Here is a 25,124-nt window from a genome sequence, read left to right on the forward strand (position 1 = left end):
CAAGCAATGGGTCTGGTTAGCTTTGGACTCCAATACTCGTGAAATTGTCGGTGTTTATATTGGGGCAAGGGACGAAGCGGCAGCCCGTCAATTATGGAATTCTTTACCTGCGGTTTACCGGCAGTGTGCGGTTGCTTACACAGATTTCTGGGCAGCCTATGGAGCAGTGCTACCGAAAAAGCGTCCGGAAAGCTGTGGGTAAAGAAACGGGTAAGACCAGTTATATTGAACGATTCAACAACACCTTACAAAGAGCGAGTTTCTCGCGCCGATCGCAAAACCTTGTCGTTTTCAAAGTCATTAGACAACCATATCGGTGCTATCTGGTATTTCATCCATCATTATAATGCATCATTACTTGTTTAGCACTACCAGTTAATTTAAATTATGTAAATTAACTTAATATCTTGGGGCTAAACTCAGCTTTAAGCCTATATAATATTTTACCAAAAATTAAGTAACATTCATCTTTTAACACGAAATATCGCTTTAACATTAACAATACTAATAAATTACGAGACTTAATATGATAAATCCTTGAAAAACATATAGCCATACCCAAAACCAACACTGAGGATGGTGCATAGGTACTTGTAAGGAATACGTAACGAGCTATACGTACTAATACGTACAAAATTCGGTGGCAATAAATATGTATTGAAATTTAATTACAGTAATTGAATACATAGGATACTTTTATAACTCATGGAATCAAACTTTGTGATTTTAATATTTATTGACGCGCTTGAATGTAGATTGAGTTACAGTTATGCTATCATCAAAAATTATTGCTAGAATCCTTGATATCTGCCAAGATTAGTTTAGTCCTATAATATGCTATTCTTACGAGCAAACTGCCCTAATTTTGCTTAAATTACATAGTTTAAAATGGTAGAATTTACAATAAAAAACTAAAATATAAATGTCAAAGTTGCAGTCGCCAATTTGTCAAAAATCCGACCAACAAAGTAATGAGCTTCGGAAACAATCATATTTAATCGTTCGACTTCTTTTGGAGAAAATTTCTTTGTTAGCATAGCTAGAAGCACGGGTATTTCTCAAAAATGGTTACAGGATTATATAAATAATAAATATGCCTCAATCGAACGCACAGTAAAGGTTAAGCCTAAAAAAAGTCAGATTGAATGTTGAATGTGATGAACTGTGGTTATTTGTAGATTGCCAAGAAAATAAGCAATGGGTGTGGCGCCGCAATGGATAGAGAGACCAGATAAATTATTGGTGTTTATATTGGCGCTCATAGCGAAGAAGGAGCAAAAAAATTATGGAATTCTCTACCTCCTGTATATCGACAATGTGCTGTTTGCTATACAGATTTTGGGCTACCTATGCTTGTGTTTTTCCAAGCAAACGCTATCAGCCCGTTGGTAAAGAAAGTGGAAAAACTAATCACATTGAAACATTTAATAATACTTTGCGCTAACGTGTTTCTGGGTTCGCAAGAAAAACTCTTTCATTTCTCAAAAGTTAGAAAATTATATTGGTGCTATTTGGTATTTTATCCATCATTACAACTATGTTTTGAGCCAATAGATATCTAATTACTACATATTTATTACTACCCTTTTTTCAAACAGGTGGGAAGTTAGTCTATTTTAGATTTTAAATTGTAGATTTAGGGCTCGATACTTCATCTTTTGCTGGCATTACTATATATATAATCCCGCATCAAAACACTCAAAACAAGATGGAGGCTCTGCCTCCGGCGGATCTGCGTTACTTTCGCTCGGATTGGTAAGGAGTAAAACGAGTAAATGGAGGCTTTTTTTCGCCTATCTGCGTTAGCAGGCAGAATTGCGGGGCGGCTGGATTTTTGGGTTTTCTGGGAAAACCGAGCGACAAATCCGAAGCAGGTGATGAGTGTGCCGATTCGTCGGAAAGTGCGATCCCCGAAGAGGGCTGGGCTAACGACTGATGGTACAAAGAGACGATCGCGACGTTCAGAGCAGTTGTTATTTTGATATATTTAGACATCTCCCCTCGGTTTGCAACAGGCTTTTCCAGCTTGTTCTTCAGTGTCTTTGTTTGGTATGTCTAATATATCTTCAGAGTGTTGACAAATTTTATTAAATGTGTATTACAGATTAAAAGTTCTATCAAACTAACTATTTACCCGATCGCGCTTGAGTCAGCTATAGTTGTATAATCCAAAATATAATATCAACTTGATATAAATGCTTGAATTATCAGCCCTTGGTCTGCTACAGCGGGAACCGTTGCACGGCTATCGGCTAAAGCAAAAACTAGAGCTGTTCATGAGCAGTTGCATCAGCGTTAACTACGGAGCGATTTACCCGCTGCTCAAGCGTTTGGAACAGCGAGGCCAGATTGCGACAATTGCCGAAGAAGCCGGAGATGCGGGCTGTCCGCGCAAAATTTACGCCATTACAGACAAAGGGCGCGAACTCTGGCGAAAAAAAATGGTCGATCACCCTCAAGAAAGTTGGGTAAACAGTGGTTCCCGTTTCCAAATCAAATTTTTCTTTTTTGGCGACTTAGAACCTGCAGAACGCCTGAAATTGTTGGAACACCGCTTGCGAGTCTGTTACATCCGACAAGACTACATCGAAAGTCTCAAAAGCGAATATCCACTCACCGACGAGTATCAACTCGCCTCTGGCGATCGCTGCAACTCAGTGCTGTCCTTAGAAATACAGTGGTTAACCGAGCAACTAGCTAAGGAGAAAACCGATCGCGCGATTCTCCAACCCCATCAACAAAACACTTGGGAGATTCCATCTCGCTTGAGAGGGAGGCTAGGAAGCAAAGATTCCGCCAAAGTCTAAGTAAGTCAAATGTTAAAAAAAAATCTAAGTGGTGCTCCATGAGTTATTCTAAATCCCCAGAATCCGTCGTTGAATCTAAATCTCTAGAATCCGCCGTTGAAGTTGAAAACCCAAAAACTGGTACACCAGAACTTCATCTAACCGATGCAGACAACTATCAACCCGAAGATTTTCCCGCCGTTGCCGATCGCCCGCGCCCAGCCAAACCGCGCTCGCGCTGGCTGCTAATCGCCGCCATCGCGATCGTCACAGGTGGCGGCGGCTGGTATCTGTGGCAGTCGAGTCACAGTCGCCCGCCGGAACAAGCAGCAGCAGGTAAACCCAAAGGCATACCAGTCAAAATTGCAGCCCTTGAAACCAGCTCGATCCAAGATACCTCCGAATTTGTCAGCAGCCTAGAGGCAAAACGCTCAGTACAAATCAAACCCCAAACCGAAGGGCTAGTCACGGAGATTTTTGTCAAATCTGGAGACTCGATCGAAAAAGGACAAGCCATCGCCCGGATCAAAAGCGACAGCGCTCAAGCTCAGTTAAGACAATCCCAAGCCAATCTCAGCGCCGCCGAATCGAATTTAGCCGAACTCCAAGCAGGTGCCAGGCCAGAAGAAATCGCCCAAGCCCAAGCCCAAGTCGCCCAAGCTCAAGCCAACCTAGCCCAACTGCGATCGGGCAGTCGGCCCGAAGAAATTGGTCAAGCCCAAGCCCTCGTCTCCCAAGCCGAAGCCAACCTAGCCGATGCCCAAACAGGTAGCCTCCTAGAAGACATCGCCCAAGCAAAAGCCCAAGTAGAAGCAAGCACAGCCGAAGCTAAGCTGGCGGCCCAGCAACTTGTCAGATATCAAACATTAGCCAAAGAAGGCGCAACATCCGCCAACACCCTCCAAGAATACATTCAAAAAGAAAGCACCGCCAAAGCCAATCTCCGAGAAGCTCAAAGGCGGTTGCAGCAGCGGCAAAAAAACCGAGAAGCCGAAATCGATCGGCGCACAGCAGCCTTGCAACAGCAGCGGGAAGCTTTGCGGCAATCGCAAAACGGTGCGCGCCCCGAAGAAATAGTCAAAGCCGAAGCAGAAGTCGCCCAAGCCAAAGCCAAATTAGCTCAGTTAGCCAATGGCACCCGCCAAGAACAGGTCGATCGAGCCGAAGCGCAAGTGGCCCAAGCAGCCGCTCAAGTGCGCGGTTTTGAAGTACAACTCCAAGAAACTGCTGTCATCGCGCCCTTCGCCGGAGTCATCGGCGACATACCAGTCAAAGTCGGCGACTACTTAAAAACAGGTGATGCGATCGCCATCTTAACAGAGAACCAACTGCTAGACTTGCGGTTATCAATTCCTTTAGAACGGATGCCCCAATTACGCCTCGGGTTGCCAGTAGAAATGCTCGACACTCAAGGAAAGGCGATCGCCAAAGGTCAAATCAGTTTTATCTCCCCCAACGTCAGCGCCAACTCCCAAACAATCTTAGCTAAAGCCACCTTTCCCAACCCCACTGGCGAACTACTAAACCTCCAATTTGTCAAAGCCAGAGTCATCTGGGATCAGAAGCCAGGAATTTTAGTTCCAGTCACAGCAGTCACTCGCTTGGGCGGGGAAACTTTTGTCTTCACAGCTCAAAAGCCAGAACAGTCAAAACCTGGAATGCCACCTTTAGTAGCGCGACAAAAACCCGTGAAACTGGGAACCATCGAAGGCAATAATTATCAAGTTATCGAAGGCTTGCAAGCCGGAGAAAAAGTTATTGTCGCAGGCATTCTCAACTTGACAGACGGCGCTCCGATCGTGATTCAAGAACCAGGAGAAGCGGAAGGAAAAAAACCACCAGTAGGAGGAAAAAATTAATCCCGGTTCGTAGTGCAGGCGCTGACTGACGCAACATCTAATCAGACTTACAGCAGATTCCAGGTAAGTGAGTTACAAAAAAATTATCTGTAGGGGCGATGCCCCCGTGCTCGCCCTCCGGCTCCCGCTCCGGCTTTTTTGTACTTCATAAACCTGAAATCTTCTGTAAGTCCGCACTACCAACTAATTAAATATATTCGCAGCTTATACAAAAATTCAGGAAATAAACCAACCTTTTTTGGGAGAGCAATAATTTTGATAAATAGTATCAAATCTGAATCAAGATTTAGAGTATTTTCCCAATTAACAGGATTGAATAGAGGATGAATAAAATTAATCACCTTCATCCTTAAATATCTAAATCCCAATTGCAATTACCAATTACCGATTACCCATTACAAAAATAATGTTTGCAGATTTCTTTATTAAACGACCCGTCTTTGCCAGTGTCTGCGCCTTAGTGATCATTCTAGTAGGCGCAATTAGCATTCCCACGCTGCCGATCGAACGCTTCCCCGACATTAGCCCCACCCAAATCACCGTCACAGCCAACTATAGCGGGGCTAGTGCCGAAATTGTCGAAAATGCAGTTACAAACATCCTAGAGAGGCAGATAAACGGCGTTGAAGGACTAAAATATCTAACTTCTAGCAGCAGTAACGATGGCACCAGTAGCATCACAGCCACCTTTGACTCCTCGCGCAACAAAGATATTGCCGCAGTCGATGTTCAAAATCGAGTTGCAGTCGCCCAACCGCAACTACCAGATGCCGTACAGCGCACGGGAGTGAGAGTTACAAAACAATCTAGCAGTCTCTTGCTGGCGATCGGCTTATTTACAGAAAATAAAGAATACGACACCATATTTTTAAGCAATTACGCCGACTTGTATTTAGCAGACGCGCTAAAGCGAGTAAAAGGCGTTGGCGACGTGCGAATTTTTGGAGAACGCCGCTATGCAATGCGCCTGTGGATAGACCCCAATAAATTAGCCGCCCGCAGTTTGACAATGCAAGATATCACCAGGGCACTTAACGAACAAAACATACAAGTTGGCGCCGGGAGAGTTGGCCAAGAACCAGCTCCAGAGGGGCAAATGTATCAAATTGATTTACGGGCAAAAAGCCGCCTCCAAGAACCCGCAGAATTTGAAAACATTGTCTTAAAAACAGAGGCTAATGGCACGGTTGTTAAATTAAAAGACGTTGGTAGAGCCGAATTAGGAGCCGAAAATTACAACTCTTTTCTGAGATTTAGAGGCAATGATGCCGTAGGTTTAGGGATTTACCAACTCCCGGGAAGTAATGCTTTGAATGTTGCCAATGCAGTCAAAGCAGAAATGGAAAGACTAGCTGTTGGTTTCCCTCCCGGCTTGATACATAGAGTAGCGCTGGACACGACTTTATTTGTCCAAGAGTCGATGGCAGAAGTCATAAAAACGCTATTTGAAGCAATTCTGCTAGTGGTGATAGTAATTTTTGTTTTCTTGCAAGACTGGCGGACTACTATTATTCCCACGATCACAATTCCAATTTCTTTGATTGGAACTTTTGCTTTTATCAAAATTTTTGGATTTACGATTAACAGCTTATCTCTGTTTGGTCTAACACTAGCGACGGGGTTGGTGGTTGACGACGCTATTATTGTAGTAGAAAATATCGACCGTTTGATTCGCCAAGGTATGAGTGCCCGCCAAGCAGCTTTCGAGTCAATGCGGGAGCTTTTTAGCGCTGTGATTGCGACTTCCTTAGTGTTGATGGCAGTGTTTATACCAGTGGCATTTTTCCCCGGAACTACCGGAGCACTTTACAAACAATTTGCGCTGACAATTGCTTTTTCTGTACTGCTTTCTACCTTTATGGCTATTACCCTCACGCCCTCGCTGGCAGCTATATTGCTGCGGCGGGGGCAGAAGTATGGTGGGCCGCTGGGTTGGGTGTTCGAGCGTTTTAATAGAATGCTCGATTGGATGCAGCGGCAATATCGGGAATCCTTAATATTTCTCACAAGATTTAAAACTGCTGTCACCCTCGTATTCATCGCTTCTCTGGGATTAACCGCTTGGCTTTATCTATCAGTACCGACAGCATTTATTCCAGAGGAAGACCAGGGATATTTTCTGACAATTATTCAAGGGCCACAAGGTGTTTCGCTGCAATATACTCGGCAAGTGATGGATGAAGTTGAGCAAGAAATTCTTAAACTTCCTGAAGTTGTCGGGACTTTTTCCGTGGGCGGCTTCGGTTTTAGCGGTAGCACATCTAACCAAGGTATTATTTTTACTACGCTTAAACCCTGGAGCGAACGTCACGGAGAAAGTCAAACTGTACAAGCAATTATTGGCAGCTTGCAGGGTAAGCTTATGGCGATTCCCGAAGCTAGAATTTTCCCGGTGAATCCGCCGGCAATTCAAGGTTTAGGTCAATTTGGAGGCTTCCAATTTCAATTGCAAGACCGCAAAGGTAACAGCGGTTTAGATGCGATGGTTCAGACGATGGGTGGAATTTTGAAGCAGGCAAATCAGACACCGGGATTGCAGGCGGTATTTAGTACGTTTGCTGCGAATACGCCTCAGTTAATTGTGGAGGTTGACCGCAATCGAGCTAAGGCTTTGGATATTTCTCTCAATGATATTTTCAGTACGCTACAAACGGCTCTGGGTTCGCAGTACGTGAACGATTTCAATCTGGAGCAGCGCAATTATCGGGTGTACGTTCAGGCGGATAAACAGTTTCGCAGTAACCCTGAAGATATCGGTAAATTGTACGTCCGCTCTGGAAAGAATGAAATGATTTCTTTGAGCAATTTGGTGAAGCTAACTCCGGTGGTGGGAGCACAAACTGTTAATCACTACAATTTATATAGGTCAATTGAAATTACGGGTTCTCCGGCTCCGGGAGCGAGTTCGGGACAGGCGATTAAATCGATGGAAAAGGTCGCGGCTCAAGTTTTACCAGCAGGTTTTGCCTACGAATGGTCTGGCACTTCTTTAGAAGAAATTGAGTCGGGGGGTCAAGCTCCAATTATTTTTGGTTTGGGGCTGATTTTTGTGTTCTTGGTTTTGGCGGCTCAGTATGAGAATTATGTCGATCCTTTCATTATTTTGCTGTCGGTGCCTCTGGCGATTTTAGGTGCGCTTTTGGCTCAGTCGTTGCGGGGTTTGGCGAATGATGTTTATTGCCAGATTGGTTTGGTGATGTTGATTGGATTGGCCAGTAAAAATGCGATTTTAATCGTGGAGTTTGCTAATCAGTTGCGGGAGCGGGGGTATTCAGTTACTAAGGCAGCGGTTGAAGCGGCTCAAGAGCGTTTGCGACCGATTTTGATGACTTCTCTGTCTTTTATCTTGGGTATTGCTCCTCTGATCAACCCAGAGGGTGCGGGGGCTGCTAGCCGCCGATCGCTAGGGAATGCGATCGCGGGGGGGATGGTTGTTTCTACTTTCTTGAGTTTGTTTATAGTGCCGGTTCTGTATGTGGTGGTTGTCTCGGCTCGCGATCGCTTTAGGAAGCCCTCTCGCCCGGAAAATCCCCCCGACGATGACATAAATGTGGATGGAAAAACGACTGTCCACGATGAGGTGGAACGCGATCGGGTATCGCCATTGTAGTTTTAGAGGGATGGGTTTTTACTCATCCTGATTCTGAAAGTGAGTAATTCCTTGGTCGATCAAACCCTGGGTTACTCTTATCTTTTGGGAGATTTCAGAGTTTTTCAGCAAGCCCTAATTATAGAATGTCATCGCGAGCGTAACGGATTGAGATTGGTTCGCGCGGACGATCGCAATGACCGTTAGGTAATTAGTCATTGCAGGTATCTTTTCGCCGATCGCCCTCCACCGTGCAATAATAAAATGACTTGCACCCAAACTCTATCACAAGGGTAAACACTGACAAATTTACCGCTACATATAGCGTCTCAACTGTCAAGCTATGCAAGTTTCAAAATCAAACCGGCTGTTGCACTACACAATTTTTTCCTAATGGCTGAAGTCCCCCAAACACCCTCTGAACTTGCCGAAGCCCTCAACGGCTTTACCGATATCAACTTTCAATTGCCAGATCCCGAAGACGAACAAATACCAGACTTCGACTTTGAGAATCAGGTTGACACAGCATGGAAAGTGTGCGATCGCTTCGACTTGCAAACCGACATCTGGCGCGGACAAATTCTCCGAACAGTTAGAGACAGAGAAAAAAAAGGCGGCGAAGGACGTGGCACTGGCTTTTTGAACTGGCTCAAAGAACGAGAAATTGGCAAAAGTCAAGCCTATTCTTTGATAGAATTAGCTAATAGCGCCGATACTCTAATCCAGCAAGGAGATTTAGACCCAAATTCGATTAGAAACTTCAGCAAAAGAGCCTTTATAGAAACCGCCAAAGCATCTCCCGAAGTGCAGCAAATGGTAACAGATGCAGCCGCAAGCGGCGATCGCATTACCCGTCGCGAAGTCAAACAACTGTCCGACGAATGGATGGCCATGAACTCAGAATTATTGCCAGAAGAAGTCAAAGAAAAAGCATCTAGCGGTTCCCTTCCTTCCCGCTATCTCGCACCCTTAGTCAAAGAAATGGAGAAACTATCTCCCTCTCACCAAAGCGAAATTCAAAAAGAAATAACAGAAAATCCCGACGTAGATACAGTAAAACAGCTAACTTCCGATGCCAAGAATTTATCAAAATATCTCGACGCAGCCGCCCAAGTACAAGCTCTCAACCAGTCTCATTTAGACATGGAAATGGCTTTAGAAGAATCTTTGCGAGTTGGATGTTTGGGAACCACCGCCGACGTAGTAAAACAAGCAGCACAGCTAGAACAAACAGTAGTCAAACTCTATACAATTTGGAAGCGTTTAGGGAGTTTAGCAGATAGATTGTATGTAGACACAGGAGCAAGCACACCCAATTTGCGCTTACTGTTAGGATGCTTGGACAGTCTTTCGGGAGAAAAGATTGAGGTGGATTTCGGAGACGGAGAACGCTCTATTCGCTTACAAATTTTCAGCGAATAGCTAAACGTTGAAATAGGTTTGTAGTCAGGAATTTAGTTTTTCCTTATTGATGCGGAATAAAGTCCTGACTGCGAACCAAATCGGGAGCATCTCAGTTTTGCAAAAAGCATTTTTTTTATTGTAGTACCACTCGCGAGCGGGGATGCTCGCACTATCAATGAAAAACTGAGATACTCCCACCAAATCTGCGTTAATTTATGCTTATTTCCGCTTGAAATTTCTGATTTTTTTCCAAAGATAGCGCGGACTCAAATAACGCCGATATTTAGTAACTACTTCTTTCCCCAAAATTACCACGCTCAGCCAAAAGCAAACTTCTGCCCCAACAGCTAGAATGATATTAATTGTAGTTTTTTCGGCGAGGCTCAGTGGCATAAACGGCACAATAAACAAGATTGCCACCCAGGGCACGAAAGATGCAATAAATAAAAACCAGCCCAGCTTTTGCATAGATTCACTTTGTCCGCAATGACATATTTTTTGGTAGCAAGCACTTCAATCATTGTTGAGTTTGAATCACAACAGAGGACTTATGTTCTCACTAATAACTTATATTTTGCTCCAAACCCAAAATCAATTCTTAATTCCCGTCGCCGCAATCCCGCGAATAAACTGCCGCTGACCGGTCAAAAATAGCAACACCACCGGCACAGTCCCAATTACTACCGCCGCCATCAACAACTGCCAACTGCTAGTAAACTGTTCCTGAAACTCCGCCAAAACCAACTGCACAGTCCGCAATTCCGGCCGCGTCGTAAACACCAACGGCTTAAACAAATCGTTCCACTCCCCGATAAACGTAAACAAAAACAGCGTCACCAAAGCAGGGCGGGCCAAAGGTAACATCACCCGCCACAACACCTGCCAGCGGTTAGCCCCATCCAGCATTGCCGCTTCTTCCAATTCCACCGGAATTGTCATAAAATACTGGCGCAGCAGAAAAATCCCGAAACCGTTAGCCGCCGTCGGCAAAATCAGCGCCCCGTAAGTATTCAGCAGGTGGCCCCACTTCAAAACCATGAAAATGGGAATTACCAAAAGCTGAAACGGAATCACCAGTGTTGCCAAAACTACTAAAACTAGAGCCTGCCGCCCCCGAAACTTCAGCCGGGCCAAAGCATAACCCGCCAAAGCAGAAGTCACAACCTGAAAACCCGTCACTGCGATCGCCACTAGAGTAGAATTAACAAATGCCAACAAAAAATTCCCCCTGCGCCAAGCCTCCTGATAGTTTGCCAAAGTCAAGCCTGTGGCCTTGACACCGACACCAGATGGTGACAGCGAAACCAAAAAAACAGCAGCCAGCGGCAGGAGCACCAGCGCAGCCCCCGCCAACAAAAAAATAAAGCTCAGCACTTTCAGCGCTTGAGACCAGCCCAACGATTTACCCATAAACTTGCGAATTAACCTAAAATAATAAGCTTGTGAGGCTCTCAAACCAGATCGCCTCCCAGATTCCCACACAATCGTAAATTTTTAGTCGAAAATAGGTAAAGTGTAGTGCACGCGACCCCAAAATTTTAAGGGGTTTCCAAACATCCTACAAGGTTATATAAGGAGAAAACGTATCCATGCCACAGCTTGAGGCCAGCCCAACAATAGACTTTCAAACCGAAACTTACAAAGACGCTTACAGCCGTATCAACGCCATTGTGATTGAAGGCGAACAAGAAGCTCACGACAATTACCTGACACTGGCCGAACTGTTGGCTGACAAAAAAAGTGAATTAATTGGCTTGTCCAAGATGGAAAACCGCCACATGAAAGGCTTCCAAGCTTGCGGTCGCAATCTCAAGGTCACGCCCGATATGGCATTTGCCAAGCAATTCTTTTCTGATTTGCACAGAAACTTCCAAACAGCCGCGGCTGAGGGTCAGATTGTAACTTGCTTGCTGATTCAATCGCTAATTATCGAGTGTTTTGCGATCGCAGCCTACAACATCTACATCCCCGTCGCCGATGACTTTGCACGCAAAATCACCGAAGGCGTCGTCAAAGAAGAATACAGCCACCTCAACTTTGGGGAAGTCTGGCTGCAAGCTCACTTCGAGGAATCCAAAGCCGAACTCGAAGCCGCCAACCGTCAAAACCTGCCCATCATCTGGAAGCTACTAAACGCTGTCGCAGACGATGCCCGCGTCTTGGGAATGGAAAAAGACGCTTTAATCGAAGACTTTATGATTGCCTACGGCGAAGCCCTAGGCAACATTGGTTTTAACAACCGCGACATCATGCGGATGTCAGCACAAGGCCTCGCAGCCTAGTTAATTGGGAAATAAGGAATGGGAAAAAATTAAAAATTAAAAATGATATCCCTCATTTTTAAGGGAAAAATTGATATTTTTCTTCTTTCTTCTTCCTTCTTCCTTCTTCCTAATGACGGCAGAACTGATGGGTAATCGGTAATCAATGATGGGTGATCGGGAATTCTATTATCCGTTACATCCGTTAAATCCGCTACACAATCGGCTGCCGAACTTCCTTCTTCTTCAATCTTCCTTCATTTGACAACTTAATGTTTGGTCTAATCGGTCACTTAACCAGCTTAGAACACGCCCAATCAGTAGCTAACGAGCTGGGCTATCCAGAATATGCCGATCAAGGTCTCGATTTTTGGTGCAGCGCACCGCCCCAAATAGTTGACAATATCACTGTCACTAGCATTACCGGGCAAAAAATAGAAGGCCGCTATGTGGAGTCCTGTTTTCTGCCGGAAATGCTAGCCACGCGCCGGATTAAAGCAGCCACTCGCAAAATTCTTAATGCGATGGCACACGCTCAAAAAAACGGGATTAATATCACTGCATTAGGCGGATTTTCTTCGATAATTTTTGAGACTTTCAACTTGCAGCAAATTAAGCAAATTCGCAATCTCAAGTTGGAATTCGAGCGCTTCACCACTGGTAACACCCACACGGCTTACATCCTCTGCCGCCAAGTAGAACAAGCTGCCCCAAAATTGGGGATTGAACTTTCAAAAGCTACTGTGGCGGTTTGTGGGGCTACAGGTGATATTGGCAGTGCGGTGTGTCGCTGGCTCAATGTTAAAACAAATGTAGCAGAATTGTTGCTAATTGCCCGCGACAAAGAACGCTTGCAAGATTTGCAATCGGAATTGGGGCGAGGCAAAATCATGAAGTTGGAAGAAGCCCTGCCACAAGCGGATATTGTAGTGTGGGTCGCCAGTATGCCAAAGGGAGTAGAAATTGACCCGACAACTTTGAAGCAACCCTGTTTATTGATTGACGGTGGCTATCCGAAAAATTTGGCAACTCAGGTTCAGCATCCCGAAGTTTTTGTGCTCAATGGCGGGATTGTGGAGCATTCCCTCGATATTGAGTGGAAAATCATGAAGATTGTCAATATGGATGTGCCGGGCCGACAGTTGTTTGCCTGTTTTGCCGAATCCATGCTGCTGGAATTTGAAAAATTGTATACCAATTTTTCTTGGGGACGGAATCAAATTACAGTGGAAAAGATGGAGCAAATTGGTGAGATGTCCGTTAAACACGGTTTCCGACCTTTGATGTCATTCTGATGTGATTTGTTGCGGTTATTGGTTATTGAGGAAAGTTTTTCTGAGAATAAGCAGTAACTTTTTTTGATACAGCTAACAGTTCATTAACAACGGATATATAGCAGTTAGAGCGAAAGATGAGGTGTTGACCGATCGATCTCTCATCGAGAGTCAGAACTGCTATATGTCACCTCGGAAGTTCTCCCCGCAGTTTTTGAGAGTCATGACTGCGATCATGTTTTTGCTAAGTTCATCAGGAATGTCCAAAGCTTCGGACAGTTCAAGCAAAAAATCCTGTTCTTGAGCGGTGAAAATTCCATCTACCAAAACCAAATCTGTAGCGCAAAAGCTGTTTCTCGAAGCTGAGGAGTTAAGGCATTTTTAGCAGCAGCAAATACCTCTTCAGGACTTTCTTAAAAAGTTTTTGGAAGTGTTGGTGAGAGTAAGATCTAAACAAGCGAATGTGATTGGCTGCGAGAGTTTGTCTTTCTTCTTCTGAGATTTTACCGTCGGCGACAACAGCTAATACAGACAGAGCTGTTAAAGCTTCCGAAGCGGTGAGTTCGATCGCACTGGTATCGCTTTTTGCACTGTGCAACAATTCAACAGAATTTAGTTTTTTGTTGCTGTGGCGGGCATAGGGGCGTGGGTAGTGGCGCCGGTAAACTCAGGGATCTAACAAAAACAGTGTAGCAAAAAACGAGGCTGGAGCCTCTGGCTTTTAACTCTTGTCAACGAGCCAAACATAATTAAAAATTAAAAACTTCCCAAGAACACTCTTTTTCAGCAACACCTGACAGGGTAGGATCGGGAAACAGTCGATCGACTAAACCTTAAAACCCTATAGAAATTATCAGCGTGCCAAACTCAGACCGCAAACCACTACTCCTAGATTTTGAAAAGCCGCTGGCCGAACTCGAAGCCCGAATTCACCAGATTCGGCAACTCGCCGAAGAAAACAGCGTCGATGTCACCGACGAAATTCGCAAACTCGAAGCTCGTTCCACCCAACTGCGGCAAGAAATTTTCAGCAGCTTGTCCCCCATGCAGCGGCTGCAACTGGCCCGTCACCCGCGCCGCCCCAGTACCCTCGATTACATTCAGGCAATTAGCGACGAGTGGATCGAGCTGCACGGCGATCGGCGCGGCGGAGACGACCCGGCCCTAGTCGGCGGAATTGCCCGCATAGACGGGTGTCCTACAGTCATCATCGGCCATCAAAAAGGGCGCGACACCAAGGACAATATCGCCCGTAACTTCGGGATGGCAGCGCCGGGAGGCTACCGCAAAGCCCTGCGGTTGATGGAACACGCCGATCGCTTCTCCATGCCAATTTTCACATTTATCGACACTCCCGGAGCTTGGGCGGGCTTAGAAGCTGAACAGCTAGGACAAGGAGAGGCGATCGCCTGCAACCTCCGAGAAATGTTTCGCCTCGACGTTCCGATTATATGTACCGTCATCGGCGAAGGAGGTTCCGGCGGTGCATTAGGTATCGGTGTTGGCGAGCGGCTGTTGATGATGGAACATTCTGTTTATACCGTCGCCACCCCGGAAGCTTGCGCCGCCATCCTCTGGAAAGACTCTGGCAAAGCCAACTTAGCAGCAGAAGCCCTAAAAATCACTTCCTGGGACTTAAAAAACCTCGGCGTTCTCGATCAGATAGTACCCGAACCGATTGGTGGCGCTCACTCGAATCCCCTAAAAGCTGCGTCAGCGCTCAAACAAGCTTTGTTGGAAAACTTAGCAGAACTGGCACAGCTTACTGGCAAGCAGCGGCGGGATCTCAGGTATCAAAAGTTTCGTGATATCGGTGTATTCAATGAAATTGCTGCTTGAGCCGATCGATTCAGATTTATAAGACACAAACAATAATTCTTGTGGAGCAGGCTCAAAGAGCCTGCTCTTTACAGGCTTTTAGAAGATTCATCTATTAGTCACGAGTTTAAAATTTCTTAACTTCCAGCGAGTAATATCATCTCCGGTCGATTATCACCATAACAAAAATGGATCGCGCGTGCTCTGAGTCAATCCACCGGACACGAGATCAAAACTCACTACGATCTGCAAATCTGTCAGCAGTGTTATAATTTTTCAGGTGACACCGGCTTAACAGTTCTTAATGTCGATCTCATAATTAACTGTTATCACCCGCAGCCGACATTTGTCTGATTTGCCGAAGAAGGCTGTAACGCTCGAAAGAGATTTGCCGAGGGAAAGTATCAGGAAATTTAATGAACGATCGAACAACAAAGCAGGCTCTGATTACCGGAGCCAGCAGCGGTATTGGCAAAGCGACGGCCCTGGCGTTCGCCGCCGAGGGCATCAATCTGGCCTTAGTTAGCCGAGAGTCAGAAAAATTAGAAGCCGTTGCCGCAGCGGCCAGAGAAGTCGGAGTGAAAGCAGAAGCTTATCCCTTAGACTTGGCAAAAATTGAACAAGTGCAAAGCGGCATCAGCGCGATCGCATCTCAATTCGGGCCCGTAGATATCCTGGTCAACAGCGCTGGCATGGGCTACACCGGCTCCTTGACGGAAACCTCCCTAGCCGACTGGCAGAGCGTTCTCGACCTCAATCTGACTAGCGTTTGGCAGTGCATTCTCGGAGTTGTGCCGTCCATGCGCGATCGCGGATCGGGAATCATCATCAACGTTTCCTCGATCGCCGGCAGCCAAACTTTCCCCAACTGGGGGCCCTACTCCGTCAGCAAATTCGGTCTCATGGCTTTGTCCAAGACTTTAGCCACCGAAGAACGGGATCGGGGAATTCGCGTCACAGTCGTATGTCCCGGTTCTGTCAACACTCCCATGTGGGACACAAACACCGTGCAAGCGAACTTCGATCGCACTGCCATGCTAACCCCTGAAATCGTCGCGCAATCAATTCTGCACGCAGTTCAGTTGCCGGCAAGTGCAGTAATTGAAGAAATCACGATCATGTCCAACGCAGGAGTTTTGTGAACTTGAGATTTTAGACTGCTGAATTGCGATCGAATTCAACAATCTTTGAATCGATAGCTTGATGCCAATCGAAAATCGATAGCTTGATTCCAATCAAAAATCGAAAATCGATAGCTTTATCCCAATCGAAAATCGAAAATCCAAAATAGCTCGTTCCTCACACGAAATTATTATGACAATTGCATCGAACAACGGTTCAAATACCTCGAACTCAATCTCGACAGACAGCATGAAACCTTCACAAACCGCAGACAACAACGCCCCGCGCATCACGACTAGACCCGATCGCAATTCTTCCAACGGTCAAGAGTCTAACATACCCGTATCCTCAGAAGTAGGTATGAATGAAATGATGGAGTCCGTTCGGACGATGCTGCTGGGAATAGGAGAAGATCCCGAACGGGAAGGATTGCTCAAAACCCCCAAGCGGGTAGCAGAAGCAATGCAGTTTCTCACCAGCGGCTACAGCCAATCCCTCGAAGAACTCCTCAACGGCGCTATCTTTGACGAAGGTCATAACGAAATGGTACTGGTGCGAGACATCAGCGTATTCAGTATGTGCGAACACCATATGCTGCCATTTATGGGCCGAGTTCACATCGCTTACATTCCCAACCAAAAAGTAGTGGGACTGAGCAAATTAGCCAGAATTGCCGAGATGTACAGCCGTCGCTTGCAGGTGCAGGAACGTTTGACGCGCCAAATTGCCGAAGCAGTTCAGACAATATTGGAACCGCAGGGAGTCGCTGTAGTAATGGAAGCCAGCCATATGTGCATGACAATGCGGGGCGTACAAAAACCCGGTGCTTGGACGGTTACGAGTGCCATGTTGGGCGTGTTTCAAGATGAACAAAAAACTCGCGAAGAATTTTTGAATTTGATCCGCCACCAACCAGCATTCTTTTAGTCATTAGTCATTAGTCATTAGTCATTAGTCATTAGTCATTAGCCAATCACTTTTTTCCTGGTGGCTGTAATCAAACATGGGGCCCAGAAACCGGTTTTTTTTACGATATACTTCGTTACGCACCGTAAATTGGGTAAAAAACCCGGTTTCTTTGTCGGAGTGCATCCAAGACCGATCTAAAATCTAAAATCAGTAGGTTGGGTTGAGGGACGAAACCCAACATCATCTATCAACCAAGGCTATAGCGCGTCTAAATGATTTGTACAAAAATTGTAGGAGTCAGCCCCCGTGCCTACCCCGGATGATTCGGGGTAGGCATTCTTGGCACTACCCCAACAAGAATTACACAAATGATTTAGGCTCGCTATAGTGACAGCCAACAGTCAGCAGACAACAACCAGAGTAAAGGCTGTGGAAGCAATTCCACAATCTAAAATCTAAAATCTAAAATCTAAAATCGGATGACGATCGCCCGTTCTACCAATAAAATAGACGAGTGACCTATGGCTTTTGACTAAATGAATCCTATTAAATTCGGAACCGATGGCTGGCGCGGCATTATAGCCGACGATTTTACCTTCGATCGTGTAGCATTAGTAGCTCCCCTAGCAGCACAAGTTCTCGCACAAACAGGCGGCAATAATGCCAGCAGCGGTACTGTAATTGTCGGTTACGACCGTCGGTTTCTGGCTGAAGATTTTGCCCAAACAGCGGCTGTTGCCGTCCAAAACGCCGGATTTGACGTGTTACTGAGCGATTCTTATGCTCCAACTCCGGCTTTCAGTTTAGCAGCCAAACAATTAAATGCTTTAGGTGCGATCGTCCTGACAGCCAGCCACAATCCCGGCACATATTTAGGGTTAAAAGTCAAGGGCGGATTTGGAGGTTCAGTTTCGCCCGAAGTGACGCAACAGATAGAAGCAAAACTCGAAAATCCGGCCGCACTTTCAGCAACTCCCGGAAAATTGGAGAATTTCAATCCTTGGCCGGCTTACTGCAAAACCTTGCGGGAAATGGTGGATATTGAGGCGATTAAAGATGCGATCGCATCCGGGAAAATTACAGTATTTGTAGATGTAATGCACGGCGCTGCAGCAGGAGGATTATCTCAAATATTAGAAGAAACAGTGCAAGAAATCAACAGCGATCGCGATCCGCTGTTTGGCGGCGGCGCACCAGAACCATTACCGCGCTACCTGTCGAAATTGTTCCGCGTGATGCGTACCCATCAGCGCCAAAATTCCGGTTTGTCGGTTGGATTTGTATTTGATGGAGATAGCGATCGAATTGCAGCCGTTGACTCTAGCGGCAACTTTCTAAGTTCGCAAATCCTAGTTCCCATATTAATCGAACACCTAGCTTCACGGCGCGGGTTAACCGGAGAAGTCATCAAAACCGTCAGCGGTTCCGACATCATTCCCAAAATTGCCCAACTTTACGGATTACCATTATTTGAAACGCCGATCGGTTACAAGTATATAGCCGATCGAATGCTGAGCACCCAAGTCCTAGTCGGCGGCGAAGAATCAGGAGGAATCGGCTACGGAACCCACATACCCGAAAGAGACGCTTTGCTGTCAGCCCTGTACTTATTAGAAGCAGTCGTCAAATCCGGGGAAGACTTAAGCCACATTTATAGCCGACTGCAAACAGAAACAGAGTTTACCTCAGCCTACGACAGAATTGACCTGCACCTAGCAAACATGGAAGAAAGAGCGCGCTTGCTGGATTTGCTGCAAAATCAACCCTTAACAGAAATCGCCGGCAAAACAGTAGTAGAATGCAACAAAGTAGACGGATACAAATTCCGCTTAGCTGACGGAAGCTGGCTGTTAATTCGGTTTAGCGGCACAGAACCGGTGTTGCGGTTGTATTCAGAAGCAGCCACATTGAAAGAAGTGATGCAAAACTTAAACTGGGCCAAAGCTTGGGCGCAGAAAGGTTAATTTTTTAACCACAGGTGAATGACACGGGCGAGACGCCCGTGCCACATTTGAATTCCCTTAAAAAACTCGTTTGTAGTAAGGACGTAGTCCTTGTTGAACAATGATTACAAACAAAAACTTCAATATTATCGGTGTAATCGGCGATATCCACGCTGAAGAACAATTGTTGGATAAAACCGTAGCTTTTCTGAACTCCCAAAATGTTGATAATATCCTTTGTACGGGGGATATTGTTGATGGTTCAGGTGACGCTAATCAATGCTGTAATATATTGAAACGCGAAGAAATTCTGGTTGTTTTAGGAAATCACGATCGATGGTTATTAAACAATGAAATGCGAAGTCTAAAAGAGGCTACACAGCCAGATTCCCTTTCGGTTATTTCGCAGTCGTTTTTAATTTCTCTCCCTTCAACTATGGAATTCCCAACACCTCATGGTCTAGCACTCTTGTGTCACGGCCTTGGAGAAAATGATATGGCTCGACTAAATCCTGATGATTATGGATATGCCATTGAAGTAAACATAGATATCCAAAACTTAATTCGAGGGCAAAAATACAGATATGTCATCAATGGTCATACACATTACAAGATGGTTCGACACTTTGGTAACTTAACTATTATAAACGCGGGCACGTTAAAGCACGAGCATGAGCCTGGTTTTTTAGTCATTAATTTTGTTCAACAATTTATACAATTCTACAAGTTTTTGGGAGAGTCTGCGATCGAAGAAGCAGAAAGAGTTAGTTTAATAGCGCTAAGTTGCGATCGGGGCGGGTAGGAGAGCCAGCCCGTGAAAGGTTTATTTAGAATGGTGCAAAATGTTTGTTAATATCGATGCGTAAGTTTTAACAGAAATAATGACTAATAATAAATTGCTAGTTGTGGCTACGGGCAATCCGGGTAAACTCAAAGAAATGCAGCTTTATCTTCAGGATTTAGGGTGGGAATTGCGCCTAAAACCGGAAGAATTGGAAATTGAGGAAACTGGGGAAACATTTATTGCTAATGCTTGTTTAAAAGCTTCTGAAATAGCCAAAGCTACAGGCGAATGGTCGATCGCCGATGATTCTGGTTTAATGGTAGATGCACTCGACGGTAAACCTGGGATTTATTCCGCGCGCTACGGTTCAAGCGATGCTGACAGAATATCTCGGCTGCTGAAAGAATTGGGAAACGAAGCAAACCGGGAAGCACAATTTGTTTGCGCGATCGCGATCGCCCGTCCCGACGGTACAATTCCCCTGCAAGTAGAAGGAATTTGCCCAGGTGAAATCCTGCACAGTCCTCGCGGTACCGGAGGTTTCGGATATGACCCGATTTTCTACGTGCGGGCACAGCAGCAGACTTTTGCAGAAATGACAACGGATATCAAGCGATCGCACTCCCACCGCGGCAAAGCATTCGAGGCTCTCATACCACAAATGGAGTCATTAGTCATTAGTCATTAGTTATTAGTCATTAGTTATTGGTTATTTGTGATTAGTACCAATTATCCAATGCCCAATGCTATAATGCCCAATGCCCAATGCCCAATGCCCCATTCCCCAGTATCCTAGATTGCCTCCAGGTTCTTTTCTCCAGTCCGAATTCGGATAATTTGTTCTACCGGAGAGATGAAAATCTTGCCGTCGCCAATCTCGCCCGTGCGGGAAGCAGCGATAATTTTATCAACCACCATATCAACCTGATCGTTTTCGACAACAATCTCGACCTTGAGCTTTTGCAAGAACTCAACGGTGTACTCAGAACCGCGATAGCGTTCAGTCATGCCCTTTTGACGGCCAAAACCTCTAACTTCAGAAACAGTCATCCCCACAATGCCGGCATTGACGAGTGCGATTTTCACTTCGTCTAGTTTAAAAGGGCGAATAATAGCTTCAACTTTTTTCAATTTTTTCACTCCTAACACTTAGTACCTTCGTTATATTACTTAACTGGCGTGACATCTTTTAATATCACTGATAAGATTAAGTATTTTGTAAAATATACTACCGTATGTTGTACTCGCGATGAAATGCAGGCCAATATTTAATCACATTGTCTGAATTTTCCGGCGCGGGTAATGGCTGTGGTCGATCGCGCTAGAGAAAAAAAGAACGCAGCCTTCCCCCGCCGATCTGCTAAAACAGAAAAAGAACGCAGGAGACAGGAGTTTTCATCCGTTTCGAGTTTGTTGTGTCAGGTTTGCAGGTATTGCTGAAAATTATCATTGCTACAAGCGGTCAGTTAAACTATTCCTATGCACCCAGCCAGCCCTCCCCCTGACCGCAGCGGGCTTGATGCCCTACTGAGAAATCGCCCCTTCCTCGCCTTGTGGACGGGTCAGTTGTTGGCCCAAGTGGCGGATAAAATCTTTTACGTATTGCTGATTATTCTGCTGAAAACCGGCGACTACCAACCCTGGCCGGTTTCTGCGGAGTATTCGGGAAATTCAATGCTGTCAGCGGTGATGATCGCCTACACGCTGCCAGCGATCTTCTTTGGTTCCGCGGCCGGTATTGTGGTAGACCGCTTTTCCAAAAAGCAAATGCTGATTGCCTGTAACGCGATCCGAGCCGTGTTGATTGTAGCTTTGCCGTTTTTGCCCAAAACTTTTGTCGTGTTGTTGGCGATTACGTTTTTGGTCTCTACTGTAACGCAATTTTTTGCTCCAGCAGAGGCCGCAGCAATCCCCCTGGCCGTGGGGCGAGAGGGACTGATGTCGGCAAATGCTCTGTTCGCCTCGTCCACAATGGGCGGAATTATTGTCGGGATGACGATCGGCGAACCGCTGTTTAGTTGGGTCAAACACAGCTTCGGGCCAGCTTATCAAGAGTTTTTGTTGGGCGGGTTGTACCTGATATCCGCAGGTTTGATCTATGCCATGCACATCAAAGAAAATCATGGCGGCGGCAGCAGCAAACACGTCCATCCTTGGCAAGACCTTAAGGAAGGTTTGCGCTATTTGAAGCACAACCACCTGGTTAGCAACGCGATGGTGCAGTTGACGATTTTGTATTCGGTGTTTGCGGCGCTGCAAGTTCTGGCGATCGCACTTTCGGGCAAAATAGGTCTCAAAGAAACTCAATTTGGCTTTTTGCTGGCTGCTGCGGGAGTTGGAATGGTCTTCGGCGCGGCGTTTTTGGGCCACTGGGGCGATCGAATGCAGCACAAACCTTTGCCGTTACTTGGCTTCTTGATGATGGGTTTTGTGTTGGCAATGTTTGCCTTTACCAGACAGTTGTGGCTGGGATTTAGTTTGAGTGCTCTGTTCGGTTTTGGCGCTTCTTTAATTAACGGCCCGATGCAAGCTTTGATTCAAGAGAAAACTCCAGAATCTATGCGGGGAAAAGTCTTTGGCTTGGAGAACAATGCGATTAACATTGCCCTCAGCTTGCCTTTAGCAGTGACCGGCCCGCTGACGGATGCTGTGAGCAAAGTAGTGGGATCGGATGACTTGGGTTTGCGGATCGTGCTGCTGAGTTTGGGCTTTTTGGTCTCGGTGATGGGCATGGCAGCTTGGCACCACACTCGCAAAGTCTTAAAGGATGCTCTGTGAACTTTGGCAAGAAGAAGGAAGATGGAAGAAGGAAGAAGGAAGAAGGAAGAAGGAAGAGGGAAGTTCGGCAACGAGCAATGTACGGGATGTAACGGATGTAACGGATGTAAGTCAGGAGGAAGAGGGAAGAGGGAAGAAGGAAGAGGGGAGAAGGAAGAAGGAAGATGGCTTTCTTTTCGCGATCGATCTCTAACATATAGCGGTTATCAAGCGTGGTGAGGTATGCCCAATGACCTGTTTGGCCAATGCCCTGTTTGGCCAATGCCCAATGACCTGTTTGGCCAATGCCCTATAGCGTCATATCGCGGTAAACCGGCATAGAAACGGCGATTTCTTCTATTTCTTTTCTTCCTCTGCTGTTCCACAATTTTGCGATCGTCCGATCGCACACCGCCCCAGCGCGAAACTTTTTGTAAAATATCCGCCGGTGAACTACCAGAGTTCGATCGTAGAGATTAAAGTAGTATCAAAGCTTTCATTAAAATTCATAATTAGTTGGAGGTAAAAAAATCAGTGCAATTAAAAACTAAAGTAGCCGTCAGGCGTGCAACGGGTGGATTTGCTTTAATCGATAGCTTGATCCGCCACGGTGTCAAGCATATTTTCGGTTATCCCGGCGGCGCAATTTTGCCGCTTTACGACGAACTATACCGGGCTGAAGAAACAGGCGCGATCAAACACATTCTGGTGCGCCACGAACAAGGTGCTGCCCACGCCGCCGACGGTTACGCCCGCGCTACCGGACAAGTTGGGGTTTGTTTCGCGACTTCCGGGCCAGGCGCAACTAACTTGGTGACGGGGATTGCGACGGCCCACATGGATTCTATCCCGATGGTAATTGTGACGGGTCAAGTTCCCCGTCCGGCGATCGGCACTGATGCGTTTCAGGAAACTGATATTTACGGCATTACTCTGCCCATTGTCAAGCATTCCTATGTAGTGCGCGACCCGAGAGACATGGCCCGAATTGTGGCTGAAGCTTTCCACATCGCGAGTACCGGGCGGCCGGGGCCGGTGTTGATTGATGTGCCCAAGGATGTCGGTTTAGAAGAGTTTGAGTATCTGCCGGTGGAACCCGGATCTGTGAGAATTCCTGGCTATCGTCCGACAGTCAAGGGAAATCCCCGGCAAATTAATCAAGCAATCCATTTGCTGAAAGAAGCGAAGCGTCCTTTGCTTTATGTGGGCGGCGGGGCGATCGCAGCCGGGGCCCACGAGGAAATTAAGGAACTCGCCGAGATGTTCCAATTACCTGTCACGACAACGCTGATGGGCAAAGGCGCTTTTGACGAAAAACATCCTTTGTCGGTGAAAATGCTGGGGATGCACGGCACTGCTTACGCTAATTTTGCCGTTACCGAGTGCGATTTGCTGGTGGCTGTCGGAGCTCGGTTTGACGATCGCGTGACGGGCAAATTAGACGAGTTTGCCGCCCGCGCGAAGGTGATTCACATCGATATCGATCCGGCGGAAGTAGGTAAAAATCGCGGCCCGGAGGTGCCGATTGTCGGAGATGTCCGGCAAGTTTTAATCGATTTGCTGCGCCGCTGTCGGGAAACAGGAGTTTCGGGTACTCCCGGACAAACTGCGGAATGGCTGCACAGGATCGATCGCTGGAAACAGGACTATCCGTTAGTTGTACCTCACTACCCCGACATTTTGTCTCCGCAAGAGGTGATTTGGGAATTGGCTACTCAAGCGCCGGATGCTTACTACACGACGGATGTCGGTCAACATCAAATGTGGTCGGCTCAATTCTTGAACAACGGGCCGCGCCGCTGGATTTCCAGCGCTGGTTTGGGAACGATGGGTTTTGGGCTGCCGGCGGCGATGGGCGCGAAAATGGCGCTACCCAACGAGCAAGTCATTTGTATTGCTGGCGACGCTAGCATCCAAATGAATATTCAAGAGTTGGGAACCTTAGCACAATACGGTATTAATGTCAAGACTGTGATTGTAAATAATGGCTGGCAGGGCATGGTGCGGCAGTGGCAGCAGGCTTTCTACGGCGAGCGTTATTCGTCGTCGAACATGACTGTGGGGATGCCGGATTTTGCGATGCTGGCTGAGGCCTACGGCGTGAAGGGGATGCAGGTTTCGCGGCCGGATGAGTTGGAGGGTGCGATCGCTCAAATGCTCGCTCACGACGGCCCTGTGCTGATGAACGTGAAGGTGACGCGGGACGAAAACTGCTATCCGATGGTTGTTCCGGGCAAAAGTAACGCTCAAATGGTTGGTTTACCGGAACGCAGCACGTTGCCATCTGCAGAGTTGATTTATTGTCCGAGTTGTGGCGCGAAGAATGTGTCGATCAATAAGTTTTGTCCTGAGTGCGGGACAAAAGTTTAAGGAGTTTTGAGTGGGGACTTAGGCAGTGCTTATTAGTTTCAACTTAAGGTCAAACGTACTCACAGACTGCTGTTTATTGCTAAGGCCAGATCCCCCCTAACCCCCCTTAATAAGGGGGGGACAAGATTACGATAGAAGTCAACCCCTACTCCCCTTTTTAAGGGGGATTTAGGGGGATCTGGCTTGGGATAACAGCGAGAGATACAAAGGTTTTGGGGTTAAGTTGACACATATCGGCAATGCCGTGT

General features: G+C 46.4%; 21 protein-coding genes and 2 pseudogenes. 17 read left to right on the forward strand and 6 right to left on the reverse strand.

Translation table 11 applies throughout. The features are described 5' to 3' along the window. Positions 1-366: pseudogene (locus QT998_RS09495) on the forward strand (IS1 family transposase); the annotation flags it as partial. Between the two features lie 530 nt (positions 367-896). Further along, positions 897-1,554, forward strand: a pseudogene (locus QT998_RS09500) (IS1 family transposase). 183 nt (positions 1,555-1,737) lie between these two features. Here the strand turns inward: QT998_RS09500 and QT998_RS09505 are convergent. Next, positions 1,738-1,995, reverse strand: a complete 258-nt coding sequence (locus tag QT998_RS09505; RefSeq protein WP_333114294.1) for a hypothetical protein — start codon at positions 1,993-1,995, stop codon at positions 1,738-1,740. 200 nt (positions 1,996-2,195) lie between these two features. Between QT998_RS09505 and QT998_RS09510 the strand changes: the two genes are divergently transcribed. From QT998_RS09510 to QT998_RS09525, 4 genes are all read left to right on the forward strand, one after another. Next, positions 2,196-2,807, forward strand: a complete 612-nt coding sequence (locus tag QT998_RS09510) for a PadR family transcriptional regulator (protein WP_333114296.1) — start codon at positions 2,196-2,198, stop codon at positions 2,805-2,807. A 38-nt stretch (positions 2,808-2,845) separates the two neighbouring features. Beyond that, on the forward strand, positions 2,846-4,645 hold the full coding sequence (locus QT998_RS09515) for an efflux RND transporter periplasmic adaptor subunit (RefSeq protein ID WP_333114298.1): 1,800 nt from the start codon (positions 2,846-2,848) through the stop codon (positions 4,643-4,645). A 406-nt stretch (positions 4,646-5,051) separates the two neighbouring features. Next, a complete protein-coding gene (locus QT998_RS09520; protein ID WP_333114300.1) occupies positions 5,052-8,255 on the forward strand; it encodes an efflux RND transporter permease subunit in 3,204 nt (1,067 codons plus the stop codon). Between the two features lie 372 nt (positions 8,256-8,627). Further along, on the forward strand, positions 8,628-9,656 hold the full coding sequence (locus QT998_RS09525) for a hypothetical protein (protein ID WP_194008679.1): 1,029 nt from the start codon (positions 8,628-8,630) through the stop codon (positions 9,654-9,656). Positions 9,657-9,857: 201 nt separating this feature from the next. On the opposite strand, the gene QT998_RS09530 is transcribed toward QT998_RS09525, so the two are convergent. Both QT998_RS09530 and QT998_RS09535 read right to left on the reverse strand, forming a co-directional pair. Next, a complete protein-coding gene (locus tag QT998_RS09530) occupies positions 9,858-10,106 on the reverse strand; it encodes a transporter suffix domain-containing protein (RefSeq protein WP_194067302.1) in 249 nt (82 codons plus the stop codon). A gap of 123 nt (positions 10,107-10,229) precedes the next feature. Then, entirely contained in the window at positions 10,230-11,048 is an 819-nt protein-coding gene (locus QT998_RS09535) for a carbohydrate ABC transporter permease (protein WP_194067303.1), read from the reverse strand. 179 nt (positions 11,049-11,227) lie between these two features. Here QT998_RS09535 and QT998_RS09540 point away from each other — a divergent pair, with 179 nt between their 5' ends. Beyond that, positions 11,228-11,920 (forward strand): aldehyde oxygenase (deformylating), encoded by a 693-nt coding sequence (locus QT998_RS09540; RefSeq protein WP_194008682.1) that lies wholly within the window; start codon positions 11,228-11,230, stop codon positions 11,918-11,920. Positions 11,921-12,171: 251 nt separating this feature from the next. Beyond that, positions 12,172-13,194 carry a long-chain acyl-[acyl-carrier-protein] reductase gene (locus QT998_RS09545; protein WP_194008684.1) on the forward strand — a complete coding sequence of 341 codons (1,023 nt, stop codon included), beginning with the start codon at positions 12,172-12,174 and terminating at the stop codon, positions 13,192-13,194. A gap of 159 nt (positions 13,195-13,353) precedes the next feature. On the opposite strand, the gene QT998_RS09550 is transcribed toward QT998_RS09545, so the two are convergent. Beyond that, positions 13,354-13,500: a hypothetical protein gene (locus QT998_RS09550; RefSeq protein WP_333114305.1), complete on the reverse strand. Its 147-nt coding sequence runs from the start codon at positions 13,498-13,500 to the stop codon at positions 13,354-13,356. A gap of 43 nt (positions 13,501-13,543) precedes the next feature. Further along, positions 13,544-13,771, reverse strand: a complete 228-nt coding sequence (locus QT998_RS09555) for a hypothetical protein (RefSeq protein ID WP_333114307.1) — start codon at positions 13,769-13,771, stop codon at positions 13,544-13,546. A gap of 260 nt (positions 13,772-14,031) precedes the next feature. On the opposite strand from QT998_RS09555, the gene accA reads away from it, so the two are divergent. The 6 genes from accA (at position 14,032) to rdgB (ending at position 20,437) form a co-directional block, all read left to right on the forward strand. Then, on the forward strand, positions 14,032-15,012 hold the full coding sequence (accA, locus tag QT998_RS09560; RefSeq protein WP_333087140.1) for an acetyl-CoA carboxylase carboxyl transferase subunit alpha: 981 nt from the start codon (positions 14,032-14,034) through the stop codon (positions 15,010-15,012). A 395-nt stretch (positions 15,013-15,407) separates the two neighbouring features. Then, on the forward strand, positions 15,408-16,133 hold the full coding sequence (locus QT998_RS09565; RefSeq protein WP_333114309.1) for an SDR family oxidoreductase: 726 nt from the start codon (positions 15,408-15,410) through the stop codon (positions 16,131-16,133). Positions 16,134-16,305: 172 nt separating this feature from the next. Further along, a complete protein-coding gene (folE, locus tag QT998_RS09570) occupies positions 16,306-17,040 on the forward strand; it encodes a GTP cyclohydrolase I FolE (protein ID WP_333087138.1) in 735 nt (244 codons plus the stop codon). A 518-nt stretch (positions 17,041-17,558) separates the two neighbouring features. Next, on the forward strand, positions 17,559-18,986 hold the full coding sequence (locus QT998_RS09575; RefSeq protein WP_333114311.1) for a phosphoglucomutase/phosphomannomutase family protein: 1,428 nt from the start codon (positions 17,559-17,561) through the stop codon (positions 18,984-18,986). Positions 18,987-19,086: 100 nt separating this feature from the next. Beyond that, positions 19,087-19,767, forward strand: coding sequence for a metallophosphoesterase family protein (locus tag QT998_RS09580; RefSeq protein ID WP_333114314.1), 681 nt, complete (start codon positions 19,087-19,089; stop codon positions 19,765-19,767). A 79-nt stretch (positions 19,768-19,846) separates the two neighbouring features. Beyond that, positions 19,847-20,437, forward strand: a complete 591-nt coding sequence (rdgB, locus tag QT998_RS09585) for an RdgB/HAM1 family non-canonical purine NTP pyrophosphatase (protein ID WP_333114317.1) — start codon at positions 19,847-19,849, stop codon at positions 20,435-20,437. A gap of 104 nt (positions 20,438-20,541) precedes the next feature. On the opposite strand, the gene QT998_RS09590 is transcribed toward rdgB, so the two are convergent. Next, positions 20,542-20,880 carry a P-II family nitrogen regulator gene (locus QT998_RS09590; protein WP_006633346.1) on the reverse strand — a complete coding sequence of 113 codons (339 nt, stop codon included), beginning with the start codon at positions 20,878-20,880 and terminating at the stop codon, positions 20,542-20,544. A 348-nt stretch (positions 20,881-21,228) separates the two neighbouring features. Between QT998_RS09590 and QT998_RS09595 the strand changes: the two genes are divergently transcribed. From QT998_RS09595 to ilvB, 3 genes are all read left to right on the forward strand, one after another. After that, on the forward strand, positions 21,229-22,527 hold the full coding sequence (locus QT998_RS09595) for an MFS transporter (protein WP_333087134.1): 1,299 nt from the start codon (positions 21,229-21,231) through the stop codon (positions 22,525-22,527). After that, complete coding sequence (locus tag QT998_RS09600) at positions 22,517-22,720, forward strand: hypothetical protein (protein WP_333114320.1); 204 nt, start codon at positions 22,517-22,519, stop codon at positions 22,718-22,720. Before QT998_RS09595 ends, QT998_RS09600 begins: the two co-directional genes overlap by 11 nt. Positions 22,721-23,040: 320 nt before the next feature. Continuing rightward, the gene (ilvB, locus tag QT998_RS09605) at positions 23,041-24,876 is read left to right on the forward strand and encodes a biosynthetic-type acetolactate synthase large subunit (RefSeq protein WP_333114322.1); all 1,836 of its coding nucleotides are present in this window, start codon (positions 23,041-23,043) and stop codon (positions 24,874-24,876) included. Positions 24,877-25,124: the final 248 nt, after the last annotated feature.

Source organism: Microcoleus sp. S1D4, assembly GCF_036700765.1.
In the GTDB taxonomy this organism is placed as follows: domain Bacteria; phylum Cyanobacteriota; class Cyanobacteriia; order Cyanobacteriales; family Microcoleaceae; genus Microcoleus.

Coding starts and splice junctions, on each gene's coding strand:
- QT998_RS09595 (WP_333087134.1), top strand. CDS start 21,229: ATGCACCCAGCCAGCCCTCCCCCTGACCGCAGCGGGCTTGATGCCCTA.
- QT998_RS09520 (WP_333114300.1), top strand. CDS start 5,052: ATGTTTGCAGATTTCTTTATTAAACGACCCGTCTTTGCCAGTGTCTGC.
- QT998_RS09575 (WP_333114311.1), top strand. CDS start 17,559: ATGAATCCTATTAAATTCGGAACCGATGGCTGGCGCGGCATTATAGCC.
- QT998_RS09515 (WP_333114298.1), top strand. CDS start 2,846: ATGAGTTATTCTAAATCCCCAGAATCCGTCGTTGAATCTAAATCTCTA.
- rdgB (WP_333114317.1), top strand. CDS start 19,847: ATGACTAATAATAAATTGCTAGTTGTGGCTACGGGCAATCCGGGTAAA.
- QT998_RS09535 (WP_194067303.1), bottom strand. CDS start 11,048: ATGGGTAAATCGTTGGGCTGGTCTCAAGCGCTGAAAGTGCTGAGCTTT.
- QT998_RS09545 (WP_194008684.1), top strand. CDS start 12,172: ATGTTTGGTCTAATCGGTCACTTAACCAGCTTAGAACACGCCCAATCA.
- QT998_RS09510 (WP_333114296.1), top strand. CDS start 2,196: ATGCTTGAATTATCAGCCCTTGGTCTGCTACAGCGGGAACCGTTGCAC.
- QT998_RS09580 (WP_333114314.1), top strand. CDS start 19,087: ATGATTACAAACAAAAACTTCAATATTATCGGTGTAATCGGCGATATC.
- QT998_RS09600 (WP_333114320.1), top strand. CDS start 22,517: ATGCTCTGTGAACTTTGGCAAGAAGAAGGAAGATGGAAGAAGGAAGAA.
- QT998_RS09565 (WP_333114309.1), top strand. CDS start 15,408: ATGAACGATCGAACAACAAAGCAGGCTCTGATTACCGGAGCCAGCAGC.
- QT998_RS09525 (WP_194008679.1), top strand. CDS start 8,628: ATGGCTGAAGTCCCCCAAACACCCTCTGAACTTGCCGAAGCCCTCAAC.
- QT998_RS09505 (WP_333114294.1), bottom strand. CDS start 1,995: ATGTCTAAATATATCAAAATAACAACTGCTCTGAACGTCGCGATCGTC.
- QT998_RS09540 (WP_194008682.1), top strand. CDS start 11,228: ATGCCACAGCTTGAGGCCAGCCCAACAATAGACTTTCAAACCGAAACT.
- folE (WP_333087138.1), top strand. CDS start 16,306: ATGACAATTGCATCGAACAACGGTTCAAATACCTCGAACTCAATCTCG.
- QT998_RS09530 (WP_194067302.1), bottom strand. CDS start 10,106: ATGCAAAAGCTGGGCTGGTTTTTATTTATTGCATCTTTCGTGCCCTGG.